Origin of the sequence: Nocardiopsis baichengensis YIM 90130 (assembly GCF_000341205.1) — a bacterium.
In the GTDB taxonomy this organism is placed as follows: domain Bacteria; phylum Actinomycetota; class Actinomycetes; order Streptosporangiales; family Streptosporangiaceae; genus Nocardiopsis_A; species Nocardiopsis_A halophila.
Window position 1 is genome coordinate 453,940 of record NZ_ANAS01000005.1, and the last position, 22,479, is coordinate 476,418.

Annotated in this window: 23 protein-coding genes; 9 read left to right on the forward strand and 14 right to left on the reverse strand. The window is 75.2% G+C overall.

Annotation, left to right across the window (positions count from 1 at the left end; all coding sequences use genetic code 11):
• Positions 1-16: 16 nt before the first annotated feature.
• Positions 17-772 carry a sulfite exporter TauE/SafE family protein gene (locus tag C892_RS0105665; protein ID WP_017556439.1) on the reverse strand — a complete coding sequence of 252 codons (756 nt, stop codon included), beginning with the start codon at positions 770-772 and terminating at the stop codon, positions 17-19.
• A 490-nt stretch (positions 773-1,262) separates the two neighbouring features.
• Between C892_RS0105665 and C892_RS0105670 the strand changes: the two genes are divergently transcribed.
• Complete coding sequence (locus C892_RS0105670) at positions 1,263-1,556, forward strand: WhiB family transcriptional regulator (protein WP_017539792.1); 294 nt, start codon at positions 1,263-1,265, stop codon at positions 1,554-1,556.
• A gap of 166 nt (positions 1,557-1,722) precedes the next feature.
• Here C892_RS0105670 and C892_RS0105675 read toward each other — a convergent pair whose 3' ends face one another.
• Together C892_RS0105675 and C892_RS0105680 are read right to left on the reverse strand one after the other, a co-directional pair.
• Positions 1,723-2,673, reverse strand: coding sequence for an SPFH domain-containing protein (locus tag C892_RS0105675; protein WP_017539793.1), 951 nt, complete (start codon positions 2,671-2,673; stop codon positions 1,723-1,725).
• Positions 2,674-2,915: 242 nt separating this feature from the next.
• Positions 2,916-3,701, reverse strand: coding sequence for an ABC transporter ATP-binding protein (locus tag C892_RS0105680; RefSeq protein ID WP_017539794.1), 786 nt, complete (start codon positions 3,699-3,701; stop codon positions 2,916-2,918).
• 137 nt (positions 3,702-3,838) lie between these two features.
• On the opposite strand from C892_RS0105680, the gene C892_RS0105685 reads away from it, so the two are divergent.
• The 3 genes from C892_RS0105685 to serB all read left to right on the forward strand — a co-directional run bounded on the left by C892_RS0105685 (position 3,839) and on the right by serB (position 6,491).
• Entirely contained in the window at positions 3,839-4,456 is a 618-nt protein-coding gene (locus C892_RS0105685) for a DUF1707 SHOCT-like domain-containing protein (RefSeq protein ID WP_017556440.1), read from the forward strand.
• A gap of 65 nt (positions 4,457-4,521) precedes the next feature.
• Complete coding sequence (locus tag C892_RS0105690; RefSeq protein WP_017556441.1) at positions 4,522-5,130, forward strand: DUF1707 SHOCT-like domain-containing protein; 609 nt, start codon at positions 4,522-4,524, stop codon at positions 5,128-5,130.
• Positions 5,131-5,252: 122 nt separating this feature from the next.
• Positions 5,253-6,491 (forward strand): phosphoserine phosphatase SerB, encoded by a 1,239-nt coding sequence (gene serB / locus C892_RS0105695; protein ID WP_026124153.1) that lies wholly within the window; start codon positions 5,253-5,255, stop codon positions 6,489-6,491.
• An 88-nt stretch (positions 6,492-6,579) separates the two neighbouring features.
• Here the strand turns inward: serB and C892_RS0105700 are convergent, their stop codons facing one another.
• The 3 genes from C892_RS0105700 to C892_RS0105710 form a co-directional block, all read right to left on the reverse strand.
• A complete protein-coding gene (locus tag C892_RS0105700) occupies positions 6,580-6,834 on the reverse strand; it encodes a hypothetical protein (protein WP_017556443.1) in 255 nt (84 codons plus the stop codon).
• A gap of 155 nt (positions 6,835-6,989) precedes the next feature.
• On the reverse strand, positions 6,990-7,211 hold the full coding sequence (locus C892_RS0105705) for a helix-turn-helix domain-containing protein (protein ID WP_017539799.1): 222 nt from the start codon (positions 7,209-7,211) through the stop codon (positions 6,990-6,992).
• A 1-nt stretch (position 7,212) separates the two neighbouring features.
• On the reverse strand, positions 7,213-7,812 hold the full coding sequence (locus C892_RS0105710; RefSeq protein WP_026124154.1) for a DUF2975 domain-containing protein: 600 nt from the start codon (positions 7,810-7,812) through the stop codon (positions 7,213-7,215).
• A gap of 167 nt (positions 7,813-7,979) precedes the next feature.
• Between C892_RS0105710 and C892_RS0105715 the strand changes: the two genes are divergently transcribed.
• Complete coding sequence (locus C892_RS0105715; protein ID WP_017556445.1) at positions 7,980-11,660, forward strand: AAA family ATPase; 3,681 nt, start codon at positions 7,980-7,982, stop codon at positions 11,658-11,660.
• A gap of 54 nt (positions 11,661-11,714) precedes the next feature.
• Here C892_RS0105715 and C892_RS0105720 read toward each other — a convergent pair whose 3' ends face one another.
• The 8 genes from C892_RS0105720 to C892_RS0105755 all read right to left on the reverse strand — a co-directional run bounded on the left by C892_RS0105720 (position 11,715) and on the right by C892_RS0105755 (position 18,405).
• Positions 11,715-12,515 carry a sporulation protein gene (locus C892_RS0105720; RefSeq protein WP_017556446.1) on the reverse strand — a complete coding sequence of 267 codons (801 nt, stop codon included), beginning with the start codon at positions 12,513-12,515 and terminating at the stop codon, positions 11,715-11,717.
• A 100-nt stretch (positions 12,516-12,615) separates the two neighbouring features.
• Complete coding sequence (locus C892_RS0105725) at positions 12,616-13,383, reverse strand: sporulation protein (RefSeq protein WP_017556447.1); 768 nt, start codon at positions 13,381-13,383, stop codon at positions 12,616-12,618.
• Between the two features lie 93 nt (positions 13,384-13,476).
• A complete protein-coding gene (locus C892_RS0105730; protein WP_017539803.1) occupies positions 13,477-13,761 on the reverse strand; it encodes an HPr family phosphocarrier protein in 285 nt (94 codons plus the stop codon).
• Between the two features lie 187 nt (positions 13,762-13,948).
• The gene (locus tag C892_RS0105735; RefSeq protein WP_017556448.1) at positions 13,949-15,442 is read right to left on the reverse strand and encodes a PTS fructose transporter subunit IIC; all 1,494 of its coding nucleotides are present in this window, start codon (positions 15,440-15,442) and stop codon (positions 13,949-13,951) included.
• Entirely contained in the window at positions 15,439-15,984 is a 546-nt protein-coding gene (locus C892_RS0105740) for a PTS sugar transporter subunit IIA (RefSeq protein WP_017556449.1), read from the reverse strand. Before C892_RS0105740 ends, C892_RS0105735 begins: the two co-directional genes overlap by 4 nt.
• Positions 15,985-15,987: 3 nt before the next feature.
• A complete protein-coding gene (locus tag C892_RS0105745) occupies positions 15,988-16,935 on the reverse strand; it encodes a 1-phosphofructokinase family hexose kinase (RefSeq protein ID WP_017556450.1) in 948 nt (315 codons plus the stop codon).
• Positions 16,932-17,693, reverse strand: coding sequence for a DeoR/GlpR family DNA-binding transcription regulator (locus C892_RS0105750; RefSeq protein ID WP_017539806.1), 762 nt, complete (start codon positions 17,691-17,693; stop codon positions 16,932-16,934). The genes C892_RS0105745 and C892_RS0105750 overlap by 4 nt, the downstream gene beginning before the upstream one ends.
• Before the next feature lie 220 nt (positions 17,694-17,913).
• The gene (locus C892_RS0105755; protein WP_017556451.1) at positions 17,914-18,405 is read right to left on the reverse strand and encodes a GNAT family N-acetyltransferase; all 492 of its coding nucleotides are present in this window, start codon (positions 18,403-18,405) and stop codon (positions 17,914-17,916) included.
• Positions 18,406-18,496: 91 nt separating this feature from the next.
• Here C892_RS0105755 and C892_RS0105760 point away from each other — a divergent pair, with 91 nt between their 5' ends.
• Genes C892_RS0105760 through C892_RS0105775 form a run of 4 tightly spaced genes read left to right on the forward strand, consistent with a single transcriptional unit; the run spans position 18,497 to position 22,387 of the window.
• The gene (locus C892_RS0105760) at positions 18,497-19,543 is read left to right on the forward strand and encodes a sensor histidine kinase (RefSeq protein ID WP_017539808.1); all 1,047 of its coding nucleotides are present in this window, start codon (positions 18,497-18,499) and stop codon (positions 19,541-19,543) included.
• Positions 19,540-20,352 carry a LytR/AlgR family response regulator transcription factor gene (locus C892_RS0105765; protein ID WP_017556452.1) on the forward strand — a complete coding sequence of 271 codons (813 nt, stop codon included), beginning with the start codon at positions 19,540-19,542 and terminating at the stop codon, positions 20,350-20,352. Before C892_RS0105760 ends, C892_RS0105765 begins: the two co-directional genes overlap by 4 nt.
• Positions 20,352-20,702 carry a hypothetical protein gene (locus C892_RS0105770; protein ID WP_017539810.1) on the forward strand — a complete coding sequence of 117 codons (351 nt, stop codon included), beginning with the start codon at positions 20,352-20,354 and terminating at the stop codon, positions 20,700-20,702. The genes C892_RS0105765 and C892_RS0105770 overlap by 1 nt, the downstream gene beginning before the upstream one ends.
• Positions 20,702-22,387, forward strand: a complete 1,686-nt coding sequence (locus C892_RS0105775; RefSeq protein WP_017556453.1) for a sodium/solute symporter — start codon at positions 20,702-20,704, stop codon at positions 22,385-22,387. The genes C892_RS0105770 and C892_RS0105775 overlap by 1 nt, the downstream gene beginning before the upstream one ends.
• Positions 22,388-22,479 lie beyond the last annotated feature (92 nt).

Genomic DNA, 22,479 nt, shown 5'->3' on the forward strand with positions numbered 1-22,479 from the left:
CTCCCCCGGTCCGCCCCTACCAGTCGACCAGCAGCTGCACGGCGGCGCTGAGCCCCACGGCCACGATCAGTCCGCGCAGCGCCACCGGCTTGAGGCGCCGCCCCAGGCTGGCCCCGGCGTACCCTCCCAGGACCGACCCCAAGGCGATGAGCGCCACCGCCTCCCAGGCGGGCGAGGCGAAGACCATGTAGAACACCGCGGCGGTGGCGTTGACGGTGAAGGCCAGGCAGTTCTTCAGCGCGTTGAGCCGCTGGACGTCGTCGTCGATGGCCGTACCGAGCAGGCTCATCAGCACGATGCCCTGGGCTGCGGCGAAGTATCCGGCGTAGACGCCGGCGCCGAGCACGCCGAAGGGCAGAAGCCGGCCGCCGTCGGGCCGGGCGGGGCGGCGCGCACGGGCCCAGGCCGAGATCCGCGGCTGCAGGATGATCAGCAGGCAGGCCGCGCCGATGAGCACCGGCACGATCCGCTCGAACACCTCGGTCGGAAGGTTGATCAGCAGCACGCCGCCGCCGAGCGCCCCGAGCAGGGACATCACGCCCAGGCGGAGCACCCTGCCGCGCTGGCCGGCCAGCTCCCTGCGGTAGCCGTAGGCGCCGCTGAGCGAACCGGGGGCCAGCCCGATCGTGTTGGAGACGGTCGCGGTGATCGGGGGGTAGCCGAGCGCGAGGAGCACCGGGAAGGTGAAGAGCGTCCCGGAGCCCACGACCGCGTTGACGGCACCCGCGCCGAACCCCGCCGCCAGGATGGCGAGGGCTTCCCAGACGTCCATCGGTGACCTTCGTTCGGATGCGGTGCGCGCCCGCACCATCGCATGCGGACTGCATACAATCTACACATCGTGACCGCCGGCCCGCCGCCCACCCCCCGCATCCGCCGCCGACGCGGGCGCCCGAAACCCCTCTCACCTGGAGTGACCTCGCTCACTCGCGGGCGACCCACCCTACGGAGGGGGTTGCGGACCGTCACAATGTGCCGACCCGAGGTGACTCATCGGTGATCTGGCTATGACCCACACGGACTATTTCAGAAATGGGCCGAATGGGGCCTGTCGGTTCCCCGCCACGGTCCGTAGTTTCGACCTCAGCGGTGAGGAGGGGCACCGCGCGCCGAAAAGGGCCCGATCCCCGGGAGGGGCCGGTGTGCACACCGGTCCGGGGTTCGCACGCCCTGTCGGCCCGTCCGCCCTTTCCCCGCGTCGCCGGCGCCGCGCCCGCCGGTGTGACCGCACGACACATGTCTGATCTTGGGAGTGGGGCAACATGTGGACCGCTGATCTCAGTCTGCAGGCGAACTGCCGCGATACCGACCCCGACGCCCTGTTCGTCCAGGGCGCCGCCCAGAACCGCGCCAAGCTCATCTGCCGGGGCTGCCCGGTGCGCACCGAATGCCTGGCCGAAGCGCTCGACAACCGGGTCGAGTACGGCGTCTGGGGCGGCATGACCGAACGCGAGCGCCGCGCGCTGCTGCGCCGCCGACCGGACGTCTCGTCCTGGTGGGACCTGCTCGACAGCGCCCGCCGCCGCTACGAGCGCTCCGAGGCGGGCGCGAGGTGACCCGCACCCCCTGACGGGACCTCGGCGGCGGGGGACCGCCTCCCGGGGACCGCGAACACGCACGGAACGAACACGGAACCGACGAGCACGAGGGAGCCGCCGACCCCCCTGGCCGGCGGCGCACCTTGTCTCCCCCCGCGCGGGCCGACGGCCCGCGCCCCAGGGGTCATCCGCCTCTGCGGCCCTCCGCGCCCGGGTCCGCGCCGCCCTCGGGGCGGAGCCGTCCGAACGCGTCCCCGATGCCCTCCATCGCCTTGGAGATCTCCGAGGGAACGATCCACACCTTGTTGGCGTCGCCCTGGGCGATCTCCGGGAGCTTCTGCAGGTAGCTGTAGGCGAGCATGTCCTTGTCGACCTCGCCGGTGCGCAGCGCCTTGAACACCATCTGGATGGCGTCGGCCTCACCGCGCGCCCGCAGGGTCCGCGAATCGGACTCGGCCTTGGCGTTGATCATCTCGGCCTCGGCATCGCCCTTGGCCTTGAGCACCGCGGCCGACTGCTCCCCCTCGGCCCGCAGGATCGCCGACTGCTTCAGGCCCTCCGCGGTGAGGATCTCGGCCCGCTTGTCGCGGTCGGCGCGCATCTGCTTCTCCATCGCCTCCTGCACCGACTCCGGCGGCTCGATGGCCTTCAGCTCCACGCGGCTGACCTCGATCCCCCACTCCTCGGTGGCCTCGTCCAGCACCGAGCGCAGCTCGCGGTTGATCTGGTCCCGGGAGGTCAGGGTCTGCTCCAGGTCCATGCCGCCGATCACATTGCGCAGCGTCGCCGAGGCCAGCTGCTCGACCGCCTGGATGAAGTTGGCGACCTTGTAGGTGGCGTTGTAGGGGTTGGTCACCTTGACGTAGACGGCGGTGTCCACGTTCACCGACAGGTTGTCGTGGGTGATGGCCGCCTGCGGCGGAAAGCTGACCACCTGGATGCGCATGTCGATGCGCTCGCGGATGTGGTCGACGAACGGGATGACGATGTTGAATCCCGACGTCAGGTCCCGGTGGTGGCGGCCGAACCGCTCGACCACGTAGACCACCGATTGCGGGACGATGCAGACGCTGCGCCATCCGATGACGAGCAGGATCGCCACGAAGACCAGGAGGATGAGGACAATGGCAAGCATCGGGGGCGGCTCCGGCTCTCCTCTGCGGGGCGGTCGGGGGGCTTCGCCGCGATCATAAATCCCGACCTGTGCCGCTGCTTTGCGAAGAAGGACGATCACCAGCGCACAAACACGCCCGACCTGGCCGTATGCGGACAGGACGGGCGCAGGGAATTCCTCGGCCGATCCATTGCGGCCGACCGGATGGGGCGATTGACCACGAACCGCATTCGGCACCGCCGTTCCCGGCGGCCCCCGGCCCCTCACACGGCCCGGGCGCTCCACCGGTCCCCGTCGCGCTCCACCTTCAGCGGCAGCCCGAAGGTCTCACCGAGGGTGTCGGCGGTCATGACCTCCTCCAGCGGCCCGGAGTCCACGATGCGCCCCTCGCGCAGCAGCAGCCCGTGGGTGAACCCCGGGGGGATCTCCTCGACGTGGTGCGAGACCACCGCCAGGGCGGGCGCCTCCAGGCTGTCGGCCAGCCGGGTCAGGCGGCGCAGCAGGTCCTCCCGGCCGCCCAGGTCCAGCCCGGCCGCGGGCTCGTCCAGGAGGAGCAGCTCGGGGTCGGCCATCAGCGAGCGCGCGATCAGCACCCGCTTGCGCTCCCCCTCCGACAGGGTGCCGAAGCGGCGGCCCTCCAGCTCCAGCACGCCCCACTGGGACAGCAGCGCGCGGGCCCGCCCGAAGTCGGGGGTCTGGTACTCCTCGCCGAACCGGCCCAGCAGCCCGTAGGCGGCGCTGATCACCAGGTCGAGCACGACGGAGGCGTCCGGGGTCCGGTTGGCCACCGACGAGCCGGCATAGCCCACCATCGAGCGCAGCTCGGCGGCGTCGGCCTCCTCCACCGGCTCGCCCAGCACCCGCACGCGCCCCTCGGTGGCCCGCTGCTCGGCGGCGGCCAGCGCCAGCAGCGTCGTCTTGCCCGCCCCGTTGGGGCCCAGGACGACCCAGCGCTCGTCCTCCTCGACCGTCCAGTCGACGCCGGTCAGCAGGTCGGCGCCGTCCCGGCGCACCCCCGCCCCGATCATCCGCAGCACCTGGCCGTCCATTGCTCTCCTCAGTCCTGTGCACCGTGCGCTCGGGCCCCGCGCCGCCCCGGTCAGGGTCGGCCGGGGCCGCCTCTCAGGGGAACCCCAGGGTCGGTTCCGGATCCCCCGTCGGCCCCCCACGGACGATACTCGTGGTCATGAACGACGACGCCGCCCCCGCGACCGCTCCCACGCTGCGCGCCTCGGACGCCGACCGCGAGCACACCGCCCGGCTCCTGGGGGAGGCCCTGGGCGACGGCCGCCTGGACCACGACGAGTACACCGAGCGCCTGGACACCGCCTTCGGCGCCAGGACCATGGGCGAGCTCACCGCGCTGACCGCGGACCTGCCCGCGGCCGGCGGCCCGGTGTCCGCGCCGTCCGTGCGGCCCGGGCCGTCCGGGCCCGACCCGTCGGCCTCCGTCGGCTCGGAGAACATCGTGGCGCTGCTGGCCTCGGCCGAGCGCAAGGGCCGCTGGCTGGTGGAGCCCCGCACCAACGCCTCGACCGTGCTCGGCAGCATCGAGCTGGACATGCGCGAGGCGGTGATGGCCGGCCCCCGGGTGGTGCTGCAGTGCGCCGTCCTGCTCGGCAGCGTCGAGCTGGTCGTCCCGCCGGGGGTACGGGTGGAGAACAGGGCCAACACCGTCCTGGGCTCGGTGGAGCTCGACGGGGCCGCCCCCGCGGCGCCCGGCGCGCCGACGGTGGTCGTGAGCGGGCTGGTGTTCCTGGGCTCGGTCTCGGTCACGACGCGCGCCGTCGGCGGGCACTCCTGAACGGGCCGGGGACCGGCATGGCATATTCGACGGACGCACCGCAGACGCAGGGGAGGGCCGCGGCCATGGAGCCGGAGAAGATGCGCGCCTCGGACGCCGACCGCGAGCAGGTGGCCGAGCGGCTCCGCGAGGGGCTGGCCGAGGGGCGCCTGGACCAGGCCGAGCACTCCGAGCGGCTGGACGCCCTCTACCGGGCCAAGACCGTGGGCGAGCTGGCCGAGGTCACCCGGGACCTGCCGCTGCCGAGCGCGGAGGGGGGCCGGGCGCCCGACTACTCCTCGCCCGAGGCCCAGCGGCTGCTCTCGCAGAGCCAGGGCCGGGAGAACATCGTGGCGGTGTTCGGCGGGGCCGAGCGCAAGGGCCGCTGGCTGGTGGAGCCCCGCACCAACGTCTCGGCGATGTTCGGCGGGATCGAGCTGGACTTCCGGGAGGCGGTACTGGCCCGCCGCGAGATCACCGTGCAGTGCGCGGTGCTCTTCGGCGGCCTGGAGATCACCGTCCCGCACGGCGTCCGTGTGGTGAACACCACCACGGCGATCTTCGGGGGGACCTCGCTCAACGGTACCGACGCGGTGACCGACCCCAACGCCCCGGTGATCCGCCTCACGGGCACCTGCATGTTCGGCGGGATCGAGGTCAAGGCCAAGAAGCCGAAGCGCAAGAAGAAGGCCTAGGACCGCCCGGGACAGAACCCCTGGCAGGGCGACGCCCCGGTGGACGCCGGGTGAACTCGTGATTCAACCTCACCGCCCTGCCATCAACGCCCAAGAGCAGGGCGAGTACCGTTGTTCACGCGATGAACGAGCATTCCACTCTCCTGGTAACGGTGACCGGGCACGACCGCCCCGGTGTGAGCGCACGACTCCTGTCCACCCTCTCCGTTTTCCCGGTGACCCTCGTCGACCTGGAGCAGGTCGTGATCGGGGGCCGGCTCGTCCTGGGCGCCCTCCTCGCCGTCGACGAGGGCGTCGCCCCCGGCGTCAGCGGGGACCGCGTCTTCGACGAGGTCCGCAGCGCCGTCGAGAAGACCTCCATCGATCTGGAGATGGAGGCCGAGTTCACGCCCGGCAACGGCCGGGTGACCGTGTCCGCCGACGACCGCCTGCACATGACCGTCCTGGCCGACCCGCTGCGCCCCGGGGCGCTGGGGGCGATCGCCTCCTGCATCGCCCGCGCGGGGGCCAACATCGAGCGCATCGAGCGCCTGGCGAGCTACCCGGTCACCTCCATCGAGCTGGAGGTCTCGGGGGCCGACCCGGAGACGCTCCGCGGCGACCTGGCGATGGAGGCCGCCACCCAGCAGATCGACGTGGCCCTGCAGCCGTCCGGGCTGCACCGGCGCGCCAAGCACCTGATCGTGATGGACGTCGACTCCACCCTGATCCAGGGCGAGGTCATCGAGCTGCTCGCCGAGCACGCGGGCTGCGCCGAGGAGGTCGCCCGCGTCACCGAGGAGGCGATGCGCGGCGAGCTCGACTTCGAGGAGTCGCTGCGGCGCCGGGTGGCGCTGCTCAAGGGGCTGGACGCCACCGCCCTGGACGCGGTGCGCGAGCGCCTGGTCCTGACCGCCGGGGCCCGCACGCTGGTGCGCACCCTCAAGCGCCTGGGCTATGAGTTCGCCATCGTCAGCGGCGGGTTCACACAGATCACCGATGCCCTGGTGGACCGGCTCGGGCTGGACTACTCGGCCGCCAACACGCTGGAGGTCGTCGACGGCAAGCTCACCGGCGGCCTGGTCGGTCCGGTGATCGACCGGCGGGGCAAGGCCGAGGCGCTGCGCGGGTTCGCCGCCGAGGCCGGGGTGCCGCTGTCGCGGACGGTGGCCATCGGCGACGGCGCCAACGACCTGGACATGCTGCGCACCGCCGGGCTGGGCGTGGCCTTCAACGCCAAGCCGGTGGTGCGCGAGCAGGCCGACACCTCGGTGAGCGTCCCCTACCTGGACACCATCCTGTTCCTGCTGGGCATCTCCCGCGAGGAGGTGGAGGCGGCCGACCGGCAGAGCGGCGCCCCGGAGTCCGCCGACGCCCGGTAGCCGGCCGCCCGCCCTCGACGGCGATGCGCCGACGGGGCCGCCCGCACCGCCCCGGACGGGGCGCGACGGGCGGCCCCGTCGGCGTATCTCAGGCTTCCCGGGCGAGGGGCGTGCGGACGTCGGCGCGGTGGGCGGTGAAGACCTCGACGCGGACGCCGTCGGAGACCTCCGTCCGGCCGGTGGTCTCGAACTCGAAGGACGCGTCTCCGCGCCGGTAGCGGTAGCTGCCCTTGGGAGCGGCGACCCGGGTCACGGTGCCGTCGAGATCGCGGATGGGCGCGAACTCCTCGCGTTCGGGGACGACGAGGCGGATGGCCTTCATGGCCGGCTGCAGTGTCGGCATCGTCTCCTCTTTTCTCACCGGGTGCCCGCTTTTCCGAGGGCGAGGTGATTTTTTCCCGGAAACGGAACCGTAAACATTGGAGCAAAGAGGACGTGCCTCCGGTTTGAGCAGCCTCTTTTCCGGGAATCAATTCCTGTTGTGCCCGTGTCTTCGGGTCAGTTCTCGTAGTCGAGCAGGTCACCCGGGCGGCATCCCAGCTCACGGCAGAGGGCCGAGAGCGTGGAGAAGCGGACGGCCTTGGCGCGGCCGTTCTTCAGCACCGACAGGTTGACCGGTGTCACCCCTACCCGTTCCGCCAGCTCGGTCACCGTCATGCCGCGCTCCTCCAGCAGCCGGTCGAGGTGGACGGTGATCCGCCCGGGTTCCTCCGGCGGCACCTCAGATCAACCCCTCGGTGTCCTCGCGCAGCTTCACGCCCTGGCGGAACGCCTCGGACAGCGCGGCGATCACGAGCCCGGCCACCAGCGGCGTCAGCGATACCCCGAACCCGAAGACGACCGCCTCGGAGACCGCGGGGGCCTGGGCGGAGAGCCGGTCGACGGCCAGCGCCCGCACCAGCGGCACCGCGACGGTTCCGGCCAGCACCAGTCCGGCCACCATCTGCAGCCGCCGGGGGTTGGCGGGCGCGAAGGCGTCGCCGTCGCGCAGCGTGGCGGCCATGCGGATCACGAGCACCAGCACCGCCAGGGCCAGCGCCCCGGACAGGAGCGTCGGCCCCTCGGTCAGCAGGCGCTGCCCCAGTGACGGGTCGGTGACGACCAGGGCCGCCTCCCGGGTCCCTTCGACCGCGATGCCGTCCCCCGACAGCCCGGCCGGCGCCGACACGGCACGGTCGAGCTCGACCGGGATCCGCACCTCGGACACGCCGAGCCCCGCCATGCGGGCGATCGGGAGCGCCACCGCCAGTCCGCCCATCAGGACGGCGGCCACCCACAGCACCGCCATCAGTGCACGCCCGTCGTTGCGGTCCCATCGCACGCGGACCACCTCCTCCAGTGAGAACCTATCGTTTTTCGATATTATCGATAAACGATAAGCAACCGTCAACCCCGCTCCGACGTCCGAAGCGGTACGTAAGCTCACGAACGGTGCGCGGCCCCGTGCCTGCACCGCCACCCCCCCACTTCCACCGCGAAGGAGCGCGTTTGCCGGCGATCCGCCTGCCCGAGCACCTGGAGCCCCTGCTCAGCGACGAGCCGGTGCTGGACGTGTACGAGTACGGGCCATGGCAGGTGCCCGACGACCTCGTCCCCGAGCTCTCCTCCCTGCTCTCCCTGGTCATGTCCGACCAGCGCGGCCTGGAGTTCCCCCCGGACTCGCCGCGCGGCACCCCCGAGGCGCGGCGCCGGCGCCTCGCCGGCGACGTGCTGGACGCGCTGATCTACGTCTCCGGCGCACTGCGGATCAACGCCGGCAGCCACTCCTGCCTGCCGTCGCTGCTGATGCGCGACCACATCCGCGGGGTCACCCCCGACACCGACCCCGTGCGATGGATCTTCGACACCCTGGAGATCCCGCCGTTCTACGGCCTGATGGAGGTCGCCGGGACCCCCGAGTCCCGGGAGGCCGTGCTGGCCCTGCTCCGCGACGTCCTGGACGCGGTCGAGGGCGTCGCCCCCTGGGAGCCCCGCCGCACCGCACTGCTGCGCCTGCTCGACCGCCGCGCCGGCACCCCCGGGCCGCACCGCTTCGACCTGACCGCCCCGCCCCGCGAGGTGCGCCGCGCCTGGGCCGCCGACCTCACCGAGCACGAGTTCCCGGCCGTACCCGAGTTCGCCCCGCCCGAGCGGTTCCTGCCCTGGGCCTGGGAGCACTTCGCCGAGGCGCACGAGTCGCTGCGGTCCATCGCCCACGGGGTCCCCGACCTGGAGGAGATGGTCACCACCATGGCCCTGGGCCTGGACCTGCCCGGGCTGCCGCCGGTCGCCTCCGCCGTGCTGGACCGCGACGACTACCTCGAGCAGGCCGAGCGGTTCGCCCGGCTCAAGGGGGACCACGACGCCGAGGCGTTCAAGCGCGGCGCCCGCACCTGGCTGTGGGAGGCGGCCGCGGCCGGGGCGTTCGACGCCTGCCGCACCTGGCTCGACATGGGCACCCGGTGCGCGGTCGCGCTCGCCTCCGGCGACGACGACCTGCTGGCCAAGCCGGCCTCCGGCACACCGCTGCCCGTCTTCGGGTTCCAGCTCGACGTGCGCCGGTTCTGCGCGCCCCCGCGCCGTATCGCCTCCGTGCCCGCGGTCCCGGGATCGGAGGGGTCCGGGGACGGAGCGGCCACGGGGCCCGGAGGGGCGCCCGAGCGCCCCCGCGGCGCCCTGGAGGAGCTGGACGCCCTCGTCGGCCTGGAGCAGGTCAAGCGGGAGCTGCGCACGGTGCACGCCGAGGCGGAGGCGGAGCGGATGCGCGAGCACGCGGGCCTGCGGACGGCCGCCCCCGCCCGGCACCTGGTCCTGACCGGCGGCCCCGGGTCCGGCAAGTCCGCCGTCGCGCGGATCCTGGCCGGGCTCTACGCCGAGACCGGCCGGCTGCGCAGCGGCCGGGTGGTGGAGACCGACCGCGCCGAGCTGCTCGCCGACTACGCCGGCCAGGTCACGGCCCAGGTCGGCCAGGTGGTCAAGGGAGCGCTGGGCGCGGTGCTGCTCATCGACGACGCCTCGGCCCTGACCGAGTCCGACGCCGCCCGCAGCCTGGGCTACGACGCGGTCAACGCCCTGATCCGGCAGATGGACGAGCACCCCCGCGACCTGGTCGTGGTGCTGGCCGACACCGAGGAGCGGATGGGCCGCTTCCTGAGCGCCAACCCCCGGCTGGCGGCCCGCTTCCCGCGCCGCCTCGCCCTGCCCCGCCCCACCGGGGCGCAACTGGCCCGGATCATGGAGGCCATGGCCGGGGAGCAGCGGGCCGAGCTGGACCCCGGGGCCCGCGCCAAGGCCGAACAGGTGCTGCGGCGCAGCGGCGGCGGCCCCGGCACGGCCGGTGCGCACGCCGCCCGCGCCCTGCTCGACCGCGCGCTGGCCCGGCACGCGCGGCGCCGGTCCGAACAGGGCGGAGGGGACCCCGGACCGCGGACCGTCCTGTCGGCCGAGGACGTCCCGGACACGGCCGCCGCCGGGCCCGCACCGCACGCGCGCACTGCGGGCGGCGGGGACGGCGGGGACCCGGTGGCCGCCCTGGACGGCCTGGTCGGGCTGGAGTCGGTCAAACGCGAGGTCCGGCTGTACGCGGCCGAGGCCCGGGCCGACCGGCTCCGGGCCGAGGCGGGCGCGGCCGTGCAGGCGCCCGCCCGGCACATGGTCTTCACCGGCAGCCCGGGAACCGCCAAGACGACCGTGGCCCGCATGCTCGGCACGATCTACGCCGACCTGGGCCTGCTGCCCTCCGGCCACCTGGTGGAGGTGGGCCGCGCCGACCTCGTCGGCGAGTACATCGGGCAGACCGCCCCCAAGGTGGAGCAGGCGGTGCGCCGCGCCCTGGGCGGGGTGCTGTTCATCGACGAGGCCTACGCGCTGAGCCAGTCCGACTCGGGCAACGACTTCGGCCCCGAGGCCGTCTCCACCCTGCTCAAGCTCATGGAGGACCACCGGGAGGACCTGGTGGTGGTCGTGGCCGGATACGAGAAGGAGATGGAGCGCTTCCTGGCCTCCAACCCGGGGGTGGCCTCGCGCTTCCCGCGCCATGTCGGCTTCGCCGACTACACCGACGAGGAGCTCACCGAGATCTTCGCGCACATGGCCGCCGAGGCGGGGTTCACCGTGGGCGAGGGCACGGGGGAGCGGGTGCGGCGGCTGCTGTCGAACGCCCCGCGCGACGGGGCGTTCGGCAACGCGCGGCTGGTGCGCAACCTGCTGGAGCGGGCCACCGCGCTGCAGGCCGAGCGGATCACCGACGGGGCCGAGCGGCCGCCCGAGGAGCTGCGCGAGCTGTTGCCCGCCGACATCCCCGCCACCGTCGGGGCACGCGTGGGCGCCGTCCCGCCGACCGACCCCCTGGTGCGGCTGGACCGCCTGGTGGGCCAGGAGCCCGCCAAGCGGGAGCTGCGCGCGCTGGACGCGCGGGCGCGGGTGGAGCAGGCCCGGCGCCGGGCCGGGATCACCGCCCCGGGCGCCGTCGACCACATGGTCTTCCTGGGCGCCCCGGGCACCGGCCGCACCACCGTGGCCGAGCTGGCCGGGGCGGTGTGCGCCCGGCGCGGCCTGCTCTCCTCGGGCCACGTGGCGCCGGTGGACCGGGAGGGCCTGGTCGGCACGCTGCCCGGGCAGAGCACGGCCCTGGTGCAGAGCGCGGTGCGGGCCGCGGCCGGGGGCGTGCTGCTCATCGAGGACGCGCACACCGTGCTGCCCCGCCCCTCCTCGGGGGCCGCGGCCGAGGAGGCGGCCGAGGCGCTGGTCCGGCTGGTCCGCGAGCACCGCAGCGACCTGCTGGTGATCGCCTCCGGCGACCCGGGCGAGCTGCCCGCCCTGCTGGACGCGCGCCCCGGGCTCGGGGCGCTGTTCACCCGCCGGCTGCGCTTCCCCGACCTGGCCGTGGAGGAGCTGGTGGCGGTCTTCACCGACCGGGCGCACCTGGCCGGGTTCCGGGTGGCGGCGGGGGCCGCCGCGGCCGCACGGGACCTGCTGGCCCGGGCACGGGCGGCCGACCGGGGCGCGGCCGCCCCGGCCAACGCGCGGCTGGCGCAGGCGGTGTTCGAGCTGACCGCCCGCAACCAGGCGTCCCGCATCGCCGGGGGCGACCTGGGCGACGCCGGCGTGCTGCGCGAACTCACCGCCGAGGACGTGCCCGCACAGCCGCCCGACCGCGCGGCCGAGCGCCGCACGGGCATGTACCTGTGACGCGCGGCCGGGCCCCCGCTCCGGCGGCGGCCCGGCCGCGCCGGCCCGGCCAGATCAGCCGAACAGGTCGCCCATCAGGCCCGACCGGCGGCTGACCAGGGCATCGATCTGCTGCTGCACCATCGCCCGGACGTCGACCCCGCCCTCGTAGGGGAGGTGGAAGCCGCCGATGCGGTCCACCGACTCGGTGAGCAGGCCGCCGCGCTTGTCGGCCTCGATGACCACCCGGACGCCGCGTTCGTCGGCGACGAAGGTCAGCTCCAGCTCCTTCATCCGGTCGGCGTAGGCGGGCCCGGGCCGGAACTCGATCTCCTGGTAGTAGGGCAGCTCCGGCCGCGTCCCCTTGATGTGGCCGCGCTCGATGTCGCTCTTGAAGAACGCGAAGCCCAGCTCCCTGAGCACGTCGAGGACGGCCTGCTGGGGCGGAAGCGGGTGCACGAGCAGCGGGTCGAGGTCGGTCCCGTCCAGCGCGCCGCCGATGTCCACGTGGGTGCGCAGGCCGAGCTCCGAGCCGGGCATCGGGGCGCCCCAGGCGGCGGTGAGCGGGGCCTGCACGCTCAGCGGGTACTCGAACGGGATGCGCCGCCGCTCACCGGGGGCGAGGACGAAGGGGCCGGTCACCCCGAAGGCGCCGGCGTCGACCGTCCTCAGGCGCTCGCCCTCGTCGGTCTCCACCTCGGCGCGGGTGCGCAGTTCCAGGTCGATGCGGTTGACGTCGGCCTCGGCCTCGCCTCCCACCAGGTCGATGTGGCCCTGGACCCGCTCACCGGGGCGGACGTCGGGCCGGGCCAGGACCGTGTCGATCGTGGGGCCGCCGATGATGCCGGTCGCGGCCAGGAGGCGTTTGAAGACCATGTCGTCCTTCCGGGTGGGATCGCGCTCGCGCTCATGGGACGCCCGGACGGTGTGCGGAGTTCCCGGTGGCCCGGACGGACCGCCCCGGAGGGCCCGCGGATCAGGCGATCCACGCGCGCACCCGGTCGGCGACCCTTTGGGCGGTGCGGGCGGCGATGGGTGCGCCGCCCGGATGGGACAGGCGGAACACCTCCCTCCGGCCCGGGAGCAGGCGGCCCCTGTAGACCTTCAGGTGCACCAAGGTGCCGTCGGGGCCGGACAGGAAGGACAGCTCCGCCGCCTTGGCGCGGACCGCGCTCTCAGGGCCGGGCTCGACCTCGATCACCTGGTAGACGTCGGACTCCTGGTACCGCCGGTCCAGGCGTCCGTGCCAACACTCGCCCCCGGTCGGGTACAGGCCGAGGCCGCGCAGGGCGTCCAGGACGGCCTGCTGGACCGGGAGGGGGTGGACGGCCAGTTCCGCCCTGTCCTCGGAATCCCGGGCCCAGGCGATGATCGCCCTGGCGACCAGGCCGAACCCGGACCGGGGAAGCTTCTCGCCCCAGGCCCGGGTGAGCTGCGCCTGGAGGGGGAGCCGGTACATGAAGGGAACGGTGCGCCGCTCCCGGGGCGCGAGAGTGAAGCCCCCGTCCACCTGCAGCGTTCCCCACCTCTCATGGGCGAGCCGCCAGCCGCTCTCCGCGTCCCAGTCCCAGGCGCGGGTGGCCAGGCACAGATGCAGGGCTCTCACACGGGCCTTCGCCTGTCCCCCGACCAGCTCGATCCGGCCCTGGACCTCTCCGCCGGGTCGCACGTCGAGTGTGTCGGGGATCAGGGAGACCTTCACCGGATCGACGACGCCGAGCTGAGCGAGAACGCGTCCGACCACCTTCGCCGCCTTTCCGGAGGGGTGCGCCGCAGTCTGTGGCACTGTTCTGACGCACCCCCCGGCGGCGGCCGTTCCCGCACGGCCCGGGCCGCCTCAGGAGGAGGGCGCGCCCTCGGCGTCCAGGTCGCTCGCGAGCATCTTCGCCAGGTCGGCGACGGCGGCCTCGGCGCCCTCGCCCTCGGCGGCCAGGGTGACGGTGTCGCCGTGGCGGGCGCCCAGGGCCATGACCGCCAGCAGGCTGCGGGCGTCGACCGGCGCGCCGCCGTCCTTGGCGATGGTCACGGGCAGGCCGGTGGCGGCGGCCGCCTGGACGAACAGGCTCGCCGGTCGGGCGTGCAGGCCGACCGGGGATCCGATGGCGACGTCGGTGCTGGGCATGGGGCCTCCTCAGGGGGCGCGGACGGCGGGGGTCGGTGGTGACGGGCTCGGGGGCGCGGGCTCGGGGACGCGGGATCGGGGACAGAGGCGGACAGACGGCCTGCGGGCGGATCCTCCGGATACGTGCGGGGACGCCGGCAGGGGCCCACAGGATCACGTCCGTCCGGGACCGGTGCCGGAAACGCGGTCAGACCGCGGCGGCCTGGGCGGCGGGCTCCTCGGCGGGGCGGCGGCCGATGCTCTTCAGGACGACGACGGCGCCCGCGGTCACGGCGGTGCCGACGGCCAGCGCGGCCAGGAACAGCAGCGGGTGGCCGATCAGCGGGGTCACCCAGATGCCGCCGTGCGGGGCGCGCAGGGTGGCGCCGAACCCGGCGGTCAGCGCCCCGGTGACGGCCGATCCGGCCATGATGGCGGGGATGACGCGCAGCGGGTCGGCCGCGGCGAAGGGGATGGCGCCCTCGGTGATGAAGGAGGCCCCGAGCACCCAGGCCGCCTTGCCGTTCTCCTGCTCGGCCCGGCTGAAGAGCCGCCGGCGCACCACCGTGGCCAGGGCCAGGCCCAGGGGCGGCACCATCCCGGCCGCCATCACCGCCGCCATGACGGTGAACTCCACGTGGTCCCCCGACGCGCCGGCGCCGACGGCGGTGAGCCCGGCGGTGGCGAAGGTGTAGGCGGTCTTGTTCAGCGGACCGCCCATGTCGAAGGCCATCATGGCGCCGAGCAACGCCCCCAGCAGCAGGAGGCTGCCGCCGGTCAGCGAGCCGAGCCAGTCGGTCAGCGCCCCCATGAGCGCCGCCAGCGGCCGCCCCAGGACCACGAACATCGCCAGGCCGGTGACGAACGAGGCGACCAGGGGGGTCACCACCACCGGCATGATGCTCCGGATCGCCGAGGGGACCTTGAGGCGGGTCAGCCCGAGCGCGACGAACCCGGCCAGGAACCCGGCCACCAGGCCGCCCAGGAAGCCGGCCTCCACGGTCAGCGCCGCCGCTCCGCCCAGGAACCCGGGCACCAGCCCGGGGCGGTCGGCGATGGCGTAGGCGATGAACCCGGCCAGCACCGGGACCAGGAAGCCGAAGACCGCCGATCCGGTGAGGAAGAGCAGCGCGCCCCAGGCGTGCGCGGACAGCGGGTCGAAGCCGTCGACGACCTCGGAGGGCTCGGCGTCGGCGATGCCGTAGCCGCCGACCATGAAGGCCAGCGCGATGAGGATGCCGCCGGCCGCGACGAACGGGATCATGTACGACACCCCGGTCATCAGCCACTGGCGGACGCGGGTGCCAGCCCCGGCGCCGGAGGTGACCTTGGTGGCCGGGGCGGGTCCCGCCCCGGCCGCCTCGGCCGCCCCGGCGGGCCCGGGGGAGGCCGGCGCCTCGCGGGCGGCGGCCACCGCCCGCTCCAGCACCGCGTCGGCGTCGCTGATCGGCGCCTTGACCCCCACGTCGACGAAGGGCTTGCCGGCGAACCGGTCCCGGTCGCGGACCTCCAGGTCGGCGGCGAAGACGACCGCGTCCGCGGCGGCGACCTCCTCGGCCGACAGCGGGGGCGAGCCCGCGGCCCCCTGGGTCTCGACCCGGATCTCGTGCCCGGCGCGGGCGGCGGCCTGCTCCAGCGCCTCGGCCGCCATGTAGGTGTGCGCGATGCCCGTGGGGCACGACGTGACGGCGACGAACCTCATGGCGCCGACACCTCCCTGTTCACGATCTCGGCCACCGCGGCGGCGTCCGGGGCCTCCAGCAGCGAGGAGCGGAACCCCTCGTGCATGAGGCGGCGGGCCAGCGAGGCCAGGACGGTCATGTGCGCCTCTCCCCCGCCCTCCGGGGCGGCGATGAGGAAGAGCAGGGTGGCGTCCCCGTCGGGGCCGCCCCAGTCCACACCGCCCGGGACGGTCCCCACGGCCAGCGACGGGGCGCCGACATGGGCGGAGCGGGCGTGCGGCAGGCCGACGCGTCCGGGCATGCCGGTGGGCATCTGCTCCTCGCGCGCGGCGACGTCGGCCAGGAAGCCCTCCAGGTCGGTGACGCGGCCGGCGGCGTGCAGCGCGGCGGCGAGCTCGCGCACCGCCGCGTGCCGGTCGGCGGGGCGCATCCCGGTGCGGACGGTCTCCTCGGTGGTGAGCGGGGGAGCGGCGCCGGGCGGACCGGGCGCGGCGGTATCGGGCGCGGTGGTATCGGGCGCGGACGGCTCGGGGACGCGGGTGCGCCTGCGGAACAGCGCCATGGCTCACAGCTCCTTGATGAGCAGTTCGGGTGCGGGGTCGGCGACGACGCGCACCTGCTCGGGGTGCAGGTCGCCGGGTCCGGGGACGGTGCTTCCGGGCAGCGCCGCCGCGGCGCGGCCCCAGGCGACGGCGGCGGCCAGCCGCTCGTGCGGCGTGCCGGAGGCCGCCAGGTAGCCGGCCAGGGCGCAGTCGCCGGCGCCCACGCTGCTGCGCGGGGCGAGCGCGGGCCCGCCGGCCCAGGCGCTGGCCCCGTGGTCGACCAGCAGGGCGCCGTGCCGCCCGAGGGTGAGCAGCACCGCGCCGTTGCCGGGGGCCAGCGCGCGGCGGGCGGCGGCCACCGCGTCGCCGACGGTGGCGAGCTCCTCGCCGGCCAGCTCGGCCAGCTCGGCGTCGTTGGGCGTGACCAGGTCCAGGCCGCCGCCCTCGACGGCGGCGCGCAGCGCCGGGCCCGAGGTGTCCACCGCGACGCGCACCCCGGCCCGGGCCGCGGCGCGGGCCAGCCGGGCGTACAGGTCGGCCGGGGCGCCCTCGGGCAGGCTCCCGGCGGCCACCAGCCAGCGGGGGCCCGCGGCCAGCAGCGCGTCGGCGGCCTCCACCAGGGCGCGGGTCTCGGCGCCGGTGAGCGGGGCGCCCGGCATGTTGATCTTGGTGGTGGTGCCGGCGGCGTCGGTCAGCGTGACGTTGCTGCGGGTGGGGGCGGCCACCTCGACGCGCTCGCAGGGCACGCCCTGCTCGGCCAGGAGCGCGGCGAGCTCGGCCCCGGGCGCGCCGCCCAGCGGGAGCAGGGCGGTGGTGGCCGCGCCGTTGCGGTGCAGGGCGCGGGAGACGTTCACGCCCTTGCCGCCGGGGTCGGTGGACCAGGCGCGGGCGCGCAGCACCTCGCCGGGCAGCAGCGCACGGACCTCCAGCGTCCGGTCGACGCTGGGGTTGGCGGTGACGGTGGTGATCACGCCAGCACCACCCGCGGCCCGGCGGCGCCCAGCTCCTCGGCCAGGCGGGCGTCCAGCCCGGCGTCGGTGACCAGGCAGTCGACCTCGGAGAGGTCGGCGAAGCGGGCGAACCGGTCGTCGCCCACCTTGGTGCGGTCGGCCAGCAGCACCACGCGGCGCGCGGCGCGCACCATCCGCCGCTTGGCCTCGGCCTCGGAGGTGTCCGGGGTGGTCAGGCCGCGCTCGGCGGAGACGCCGTTGGTGGCGAGGAAGGCGGCGTCGACGTAGACCTCCTCCAGCACCCGCAGCGCCCAGCCGCCCACGGCCGCCTGGGTGCGGGGGCGCACCCGGCCGCCGATGAGCAGCGGGGTGATGCCGGGCCGGGAGGAGACCAGCGCGGCGATCGGCAGGGAGTTGGTGACCACGGTCAGCTCGCGCCCCGGGGGCAGGCGCTCGGCCAGGCGCCGGGTGGTGGACCCGGCGTCCAGCAGCACGGTGCCCTCCTCGGGCAGCTCGGCCAGGGCGGCCTCGGCGATGCGGTCCTTCTCGGCGGCCATCAGGGCGTCGCGCTGGGGGAGGGCGGGCTCGAAGCCGATGCGCTCGATGGGGATGGCGCCGCCGTGCACCCGGCGGACGGCGCCGGCCCGCTCCAGCGCGGTCAGGTCGCGGCGCACCGTCTCGTGGGTGACGTCGAACTCCTCGGCGAGCGCGGCCACCTCCACCCGCCCGTCCTCGCGGGCGCGTTCGAGGATCGCCCGGCGCCGCTCTTCCCCGTACATGTGGTTTCTCCTGTGTTTCCGTGTGGTTATGTGTGAGTTTAAGCATGCATCCCACACGAACACAAGAGTGACGTCACGGGCCGCCGCCGTTTCTCCCCAGGTGGGCGGCGCCCGAGGGGGACGGGGCAGGGCGCGGTCGGACGGAATCGGAGGCCGACCCCACACACCCGGACATCGGTCGTCGCTCGGACGACGACCGGAGCGGGCCGCCGGACACGCCTTACAGGCGCTTGGCGAACCAGTGGTCGGCGTAGGGCCCCTGGCTGAAGGGGGCGACCTCCGTGTAGCCGTTCGCCGCGTACAGCCTCCGCGCCTCCACGAGGTCGCTGCGGGTGTCCAGGCGCACCAGGCCGGCCCCGTGCCCGGCCGCCGCGCGCTCCGCCGCCGCCAGGAGCGCGGCCCCGCCCCCTTCGCCCCGCGCCCGCGGGTGCACGAAGAGGCGCTTGACCTCGGCCACCCCGCCGTCGAACCAGCGCAGGGCGACGCACCCCACCGCGGCCGGCGCCCCGCCGCCCCTGCGGGCCAGGAGGAACAGGCCGGTGGGCGGGGCCAGGGCGTCGCTCGGCTCCTCCTTCAGGGCGGCGTCGATGTCCGCCTCGGACGCCGGACGCCCGGAATAGCGGGCGACGATGTCGCGGTAGTACTCGCGCAGCACCGCCTCCGCCTCCGGGCCGTCGACGTCGGCAGGGCCGATCACCCAGTTCATCCGCATCCCGCTCTCCCTTCCGCAGATGGCGAGGCCTAGAATCCGTAGACGTTTCGTGTCCCACGTCACTTTGCACCCTCCACGCTGGAAGACGGCCATGCCTCCGCTCCTCGCCCGGCCCGACCGCACGCAGTCGACCGCCACCCTCGTCGCGGCCAGGAGCGTGTCCGAGCGCCTCAAACACGGGCTCAACGGGCCCGGGAGCAGGGGCGCCGCACGGCGGCTCCGCCGGCTGCTGGGCGCGCGCGGCCTGGCGCTGTCCGACCTGTCCGGCCGGACGGTCTGGTCCGGGCGGCCCGCCGAGCACGCCGACACCGCTCCCCTGCTGGACGCCGTCCTGCGCGAGGGCGCGCCCCGCGGCAGCGCTCCCCTGCAGGCCGCACCGCTGCACGCCAACGACGAGCTCGCGGGGGCGCTGATGGTGCACGGCGACGTCGGCCCCCGGGCGGTCCGGGAGGCGGCGCTGCTCGTCGCCCGCGCGCTGGAGAGCGGCCGGCTGGAGGCCTCCGCCGAGCGCGCCGCCCAGGCCGAGTTCCGCGCGCTGCGCGCCGAGATCTCCCCGCACTTCGTCTACAACGCGCTCACCGTGATCGCCTCGCTCGTGCGCTCCGACCCCGACCGCGCCCAGGACCTCATGCTCGACTTCGCCGACTACACCCGCTACAGCCTCGCCCGGCACGGCGACTACACCACCGTCTCCGAAGAGTTCCACGCCATCGAGACCTACCTGGCCCTCCAGCGCGCGCTGCTGGGCGACCGGTTGCGCGTCCAGGTCCGGGTGGCCCCCGAGGTACTCGGCGTCGCCGTCCCCTACCTGGTGCTCCAGCCCCTGGTGGAGAACGCGGTACGGCACGGCGTCGAACCCGGTACGGGCACCGGCCTGGTGCAGGTCTCCGGGGAGGCCGAGGGCAACGACTGCGTCATCGGCGTGGAGGACGACGGCCCCGGCATGCCGCCCGAGCGCGCGCGGGAGGTGCTCTCCGAAGAGGGCGAGGACGGCGACGCCGTGGGCCTGGCCAACGTCGACCGCCGCCTGCGCCACGTCTACGGCCCCTGGTACGGGCTGGTGGTGGAGACCGCCGAAGGCGCCGGCACCCGGGTCGTGGTGCGGGTCCCCCGCTTCCAGCCGGGGGTGCTGCCGTGACCCCGCGCCCGCATCCCCCGCACCGTCCGCACCGGCCCGCCGCACGGCTGCGGGTCCTGGCCGTCGACGACGTGCGCCCCGCGCTGGAGGAGTTCGCCCGGCTGCTGGAGGCCTCGCCCGACGTGGCCGAGACCGCCACCGCCGACGACGCCCTCGGCGCGCTGAAGAAGATCCAGGCCGAGCGGTTCGACGCCGTCTTCCTGGACATCTCCATGCCCGGCCTGGACGGCCTGGAGATGGGCTCGCTGCTGGCCCGGCTGAGCGAGCCCCCGGCGATCGTGTTCGTCACCGCCCACGAGCGCCACGCGCTCACCGCCTACGGCATCGGCGCCGTCGACTACCTGCTCAAGCCGGTGCGCGCCGAGCGGCTGGCCGACGCCCTGGACAAGGTCGCGCGCGCCGTGCGGGGCGCCCCCGCGCCCGGCGAGGACGCCGGCCCCGAGCCCGACCCGCTGCCGGTGCTGCCGGTGGAGACCGCCGGCCGCACCCGGTACGTGCGCCGCGGCGAGGTGCTCTACGCCGAGGCCAAGGGCGACTACGTGCGGCTGCACACCCGCACCGCCGACCACCTGGTGCGGATGCCGCTGTCCCGGCTGGAGGAGTACTGGGGCGGCTACGGGTTCGCCCGGGTGCACCGCGGCTTCCTGGTGGCCCTGGACGCCGTTCTCGAACTGCGCAGCGACTCGGCGGGCGGCCTGCTCGCCCACACCGACGTGGGCGACGTCCCGGTGAGCCGCCGGCACGCGCGCGAGCTGCGCGAGCGGCTGCTGCAGGCGGCGCGCAGCGGCGAGCTGGGCGGGCGCGGCTGATGGACCGCCCCCGCCGCACCGCCGTCACCAGCCCGCAGACCCGCCTGGCGCACGCCCGCGGCCGGGCCCGCGGGCGCTGGCGGGTGGCCCGGCTGGACCCGGGCGACGCCGAGCGCGCCGCGGAGCTGCTGCGCCGCCAGCGCCGCCAGGCCGCGTGCGCGCTGGTGCTCACCGCGCTGGTGCTGGCCGGGCTCCCGGTGCTGCTGTGGGCCCGGCCCGACCTGGACGGGGTCCGCGTGCTGGGCGTGCCCGCCTCCTGGCTGGTGATCGGCGCGCTGCCCTACCCGGCGATGGCCGCGGTGGGCTTCTGGCAGCTGCGGCGCGCCGAGCGGATCGAGCGCGGACGCTGATGGTCGCCTTCGCCGCCCTGGCCCCGCTGCTGCTGGCCACCCTGGTGATCGGGCTGCGCGGGGTGGCCGCCATGCGCACCACCTCCGACTTCCTGGTGGCCTCCCGGCGCGTGTCGCCGCTGCTCAACTCGGCGGCGGTGTCGGGGGAGTACCTGTCGGCCGCCTCCTTCCTGGGGGTGGCCGGGCTGATGCTCAAGGACGGCGCCGGCGCGCTGTGGTACCCGGTCGGGTTCGCCGCCGGGTACCTGGCGATGCTGGTGCTGGTGGCCGCCCCGATGCGCCGCTCGGGTGCGCTGACCGTGCCCGACTTCGCCGAGGCCCGGCTGGGCTCGCCCGGGCTGCGGCGGCTGGGCGCGGTGGTGGTGCTGGTGGTGGCCGGGCTCTACCTGGTGCCGCAGCTGCGCACGGCCGGGCTGGTGCTCAGCGCGGTCAGCCCCACCCCCTACTGGGTGGGGGTGGTGACCGCCGGCGCGGTGGTGGCCACCGCGCTGGCGCTGGGCGGCATGCGCGCCGCCACCTACGTGCAGGCCTTCCAGTTCTGCCTGAAGCTGGTGCTGTTCATCGTCCCGGCGGTGTGGCTGCTGGCGCTGGCCGGGCCCGAGGTGCGCGGCCAGGCGGTGGAGCCGGCCGAGTTCACCCACTTCGAGCGGGACACCGCGGTCTCCTTCCAGACCGACGCGGTGCTGCGGGTGGACGAACCCGTGGGGATCACCGAGCGGGACGGCACCCGGTGGACGGCGGCGGTCGGCGAGCACCGCGTGGGCGCGGGGCGCACGCTGGTGTTCGACGAGGGCGACCGGGTCCCGTCGGTGCTCGGCAGCGCCCCGCCCGGCGGCCCCGACTGGCACCGGCCGCTCCTGGGCGCGGCCGACGACGGCCCGCCGCTGCTGGCCACGCTGTCGGTGCTGACCGCGACCGTGCTGGGCACCATGGGGCTGCCGCACGTCATCATGCGCTTCCACACCAGCCCGGACGGCCGCTCGGCCCGCCGCACCGCCGCCATCACGGTGGCGCTGCTGGGGGTGTTCTACCTGTTCCCGGGGGTCTACGGGGCCCTGTCCCGGGTGCTGGTGCCGCAGCTGTACCTGTCCGGGGCCACCGACACCGCGGTGGTGGCACTGCCCGCCCAACTGGACCAGGGCTGGCAGGGCACGGTCCTGACGGCGCTGCTGACCGCGGGGGCGTTCGCCGCCTTCCTGGCCACCTCGATGGGGCTGCTGCTGGTGATCGCCGGCGCGGTCGCGCACGACCTGCTGCCGGGCGGGCTGCGGCGGCTGCGGGCGGCGGTGCTGGCGGCCGCCGCGGTGGCGGTGCTGCCCGCCCTGGCCTCCGCCGGGATCGACGCGGGGATCCTGGTCACCTGGGGGTTCACCGTGGCGGCCTCGACCTTCTGCCCGCTGCTGGTGCTGGGCATCTGGTGGCCGCGGCTGACCCCGGCGGGCGCGCTGGCGGGGGTGGCGGCCGGGCTGGCCGCCTCCTCGGGGGCGATCGCCGCGGCCCTGTTCGGGCCGGACCTGCCGGGGTGGGCGGGGGTGCTCATCGCCCAGCCGGCGCCGTGGACGGTCCCGCTGGCGTTCGCCGTGATGGCGGGGGTGTCGCTGGCGGGCCGCCCGCCGCCGTGGGCGCGCACGGCGGTGCTCCGGCTGCACCTGGACGACGACCACCGCGGGCCGTCGCTGCGCTGAGACGGGCGGGGCCGGAACCGGCCCCGCCGCTCATCGCGCCGGGGCGACCGCTCACCGACCGCTCGGCGCACACCCGCGCGGTTCCTCCCCAG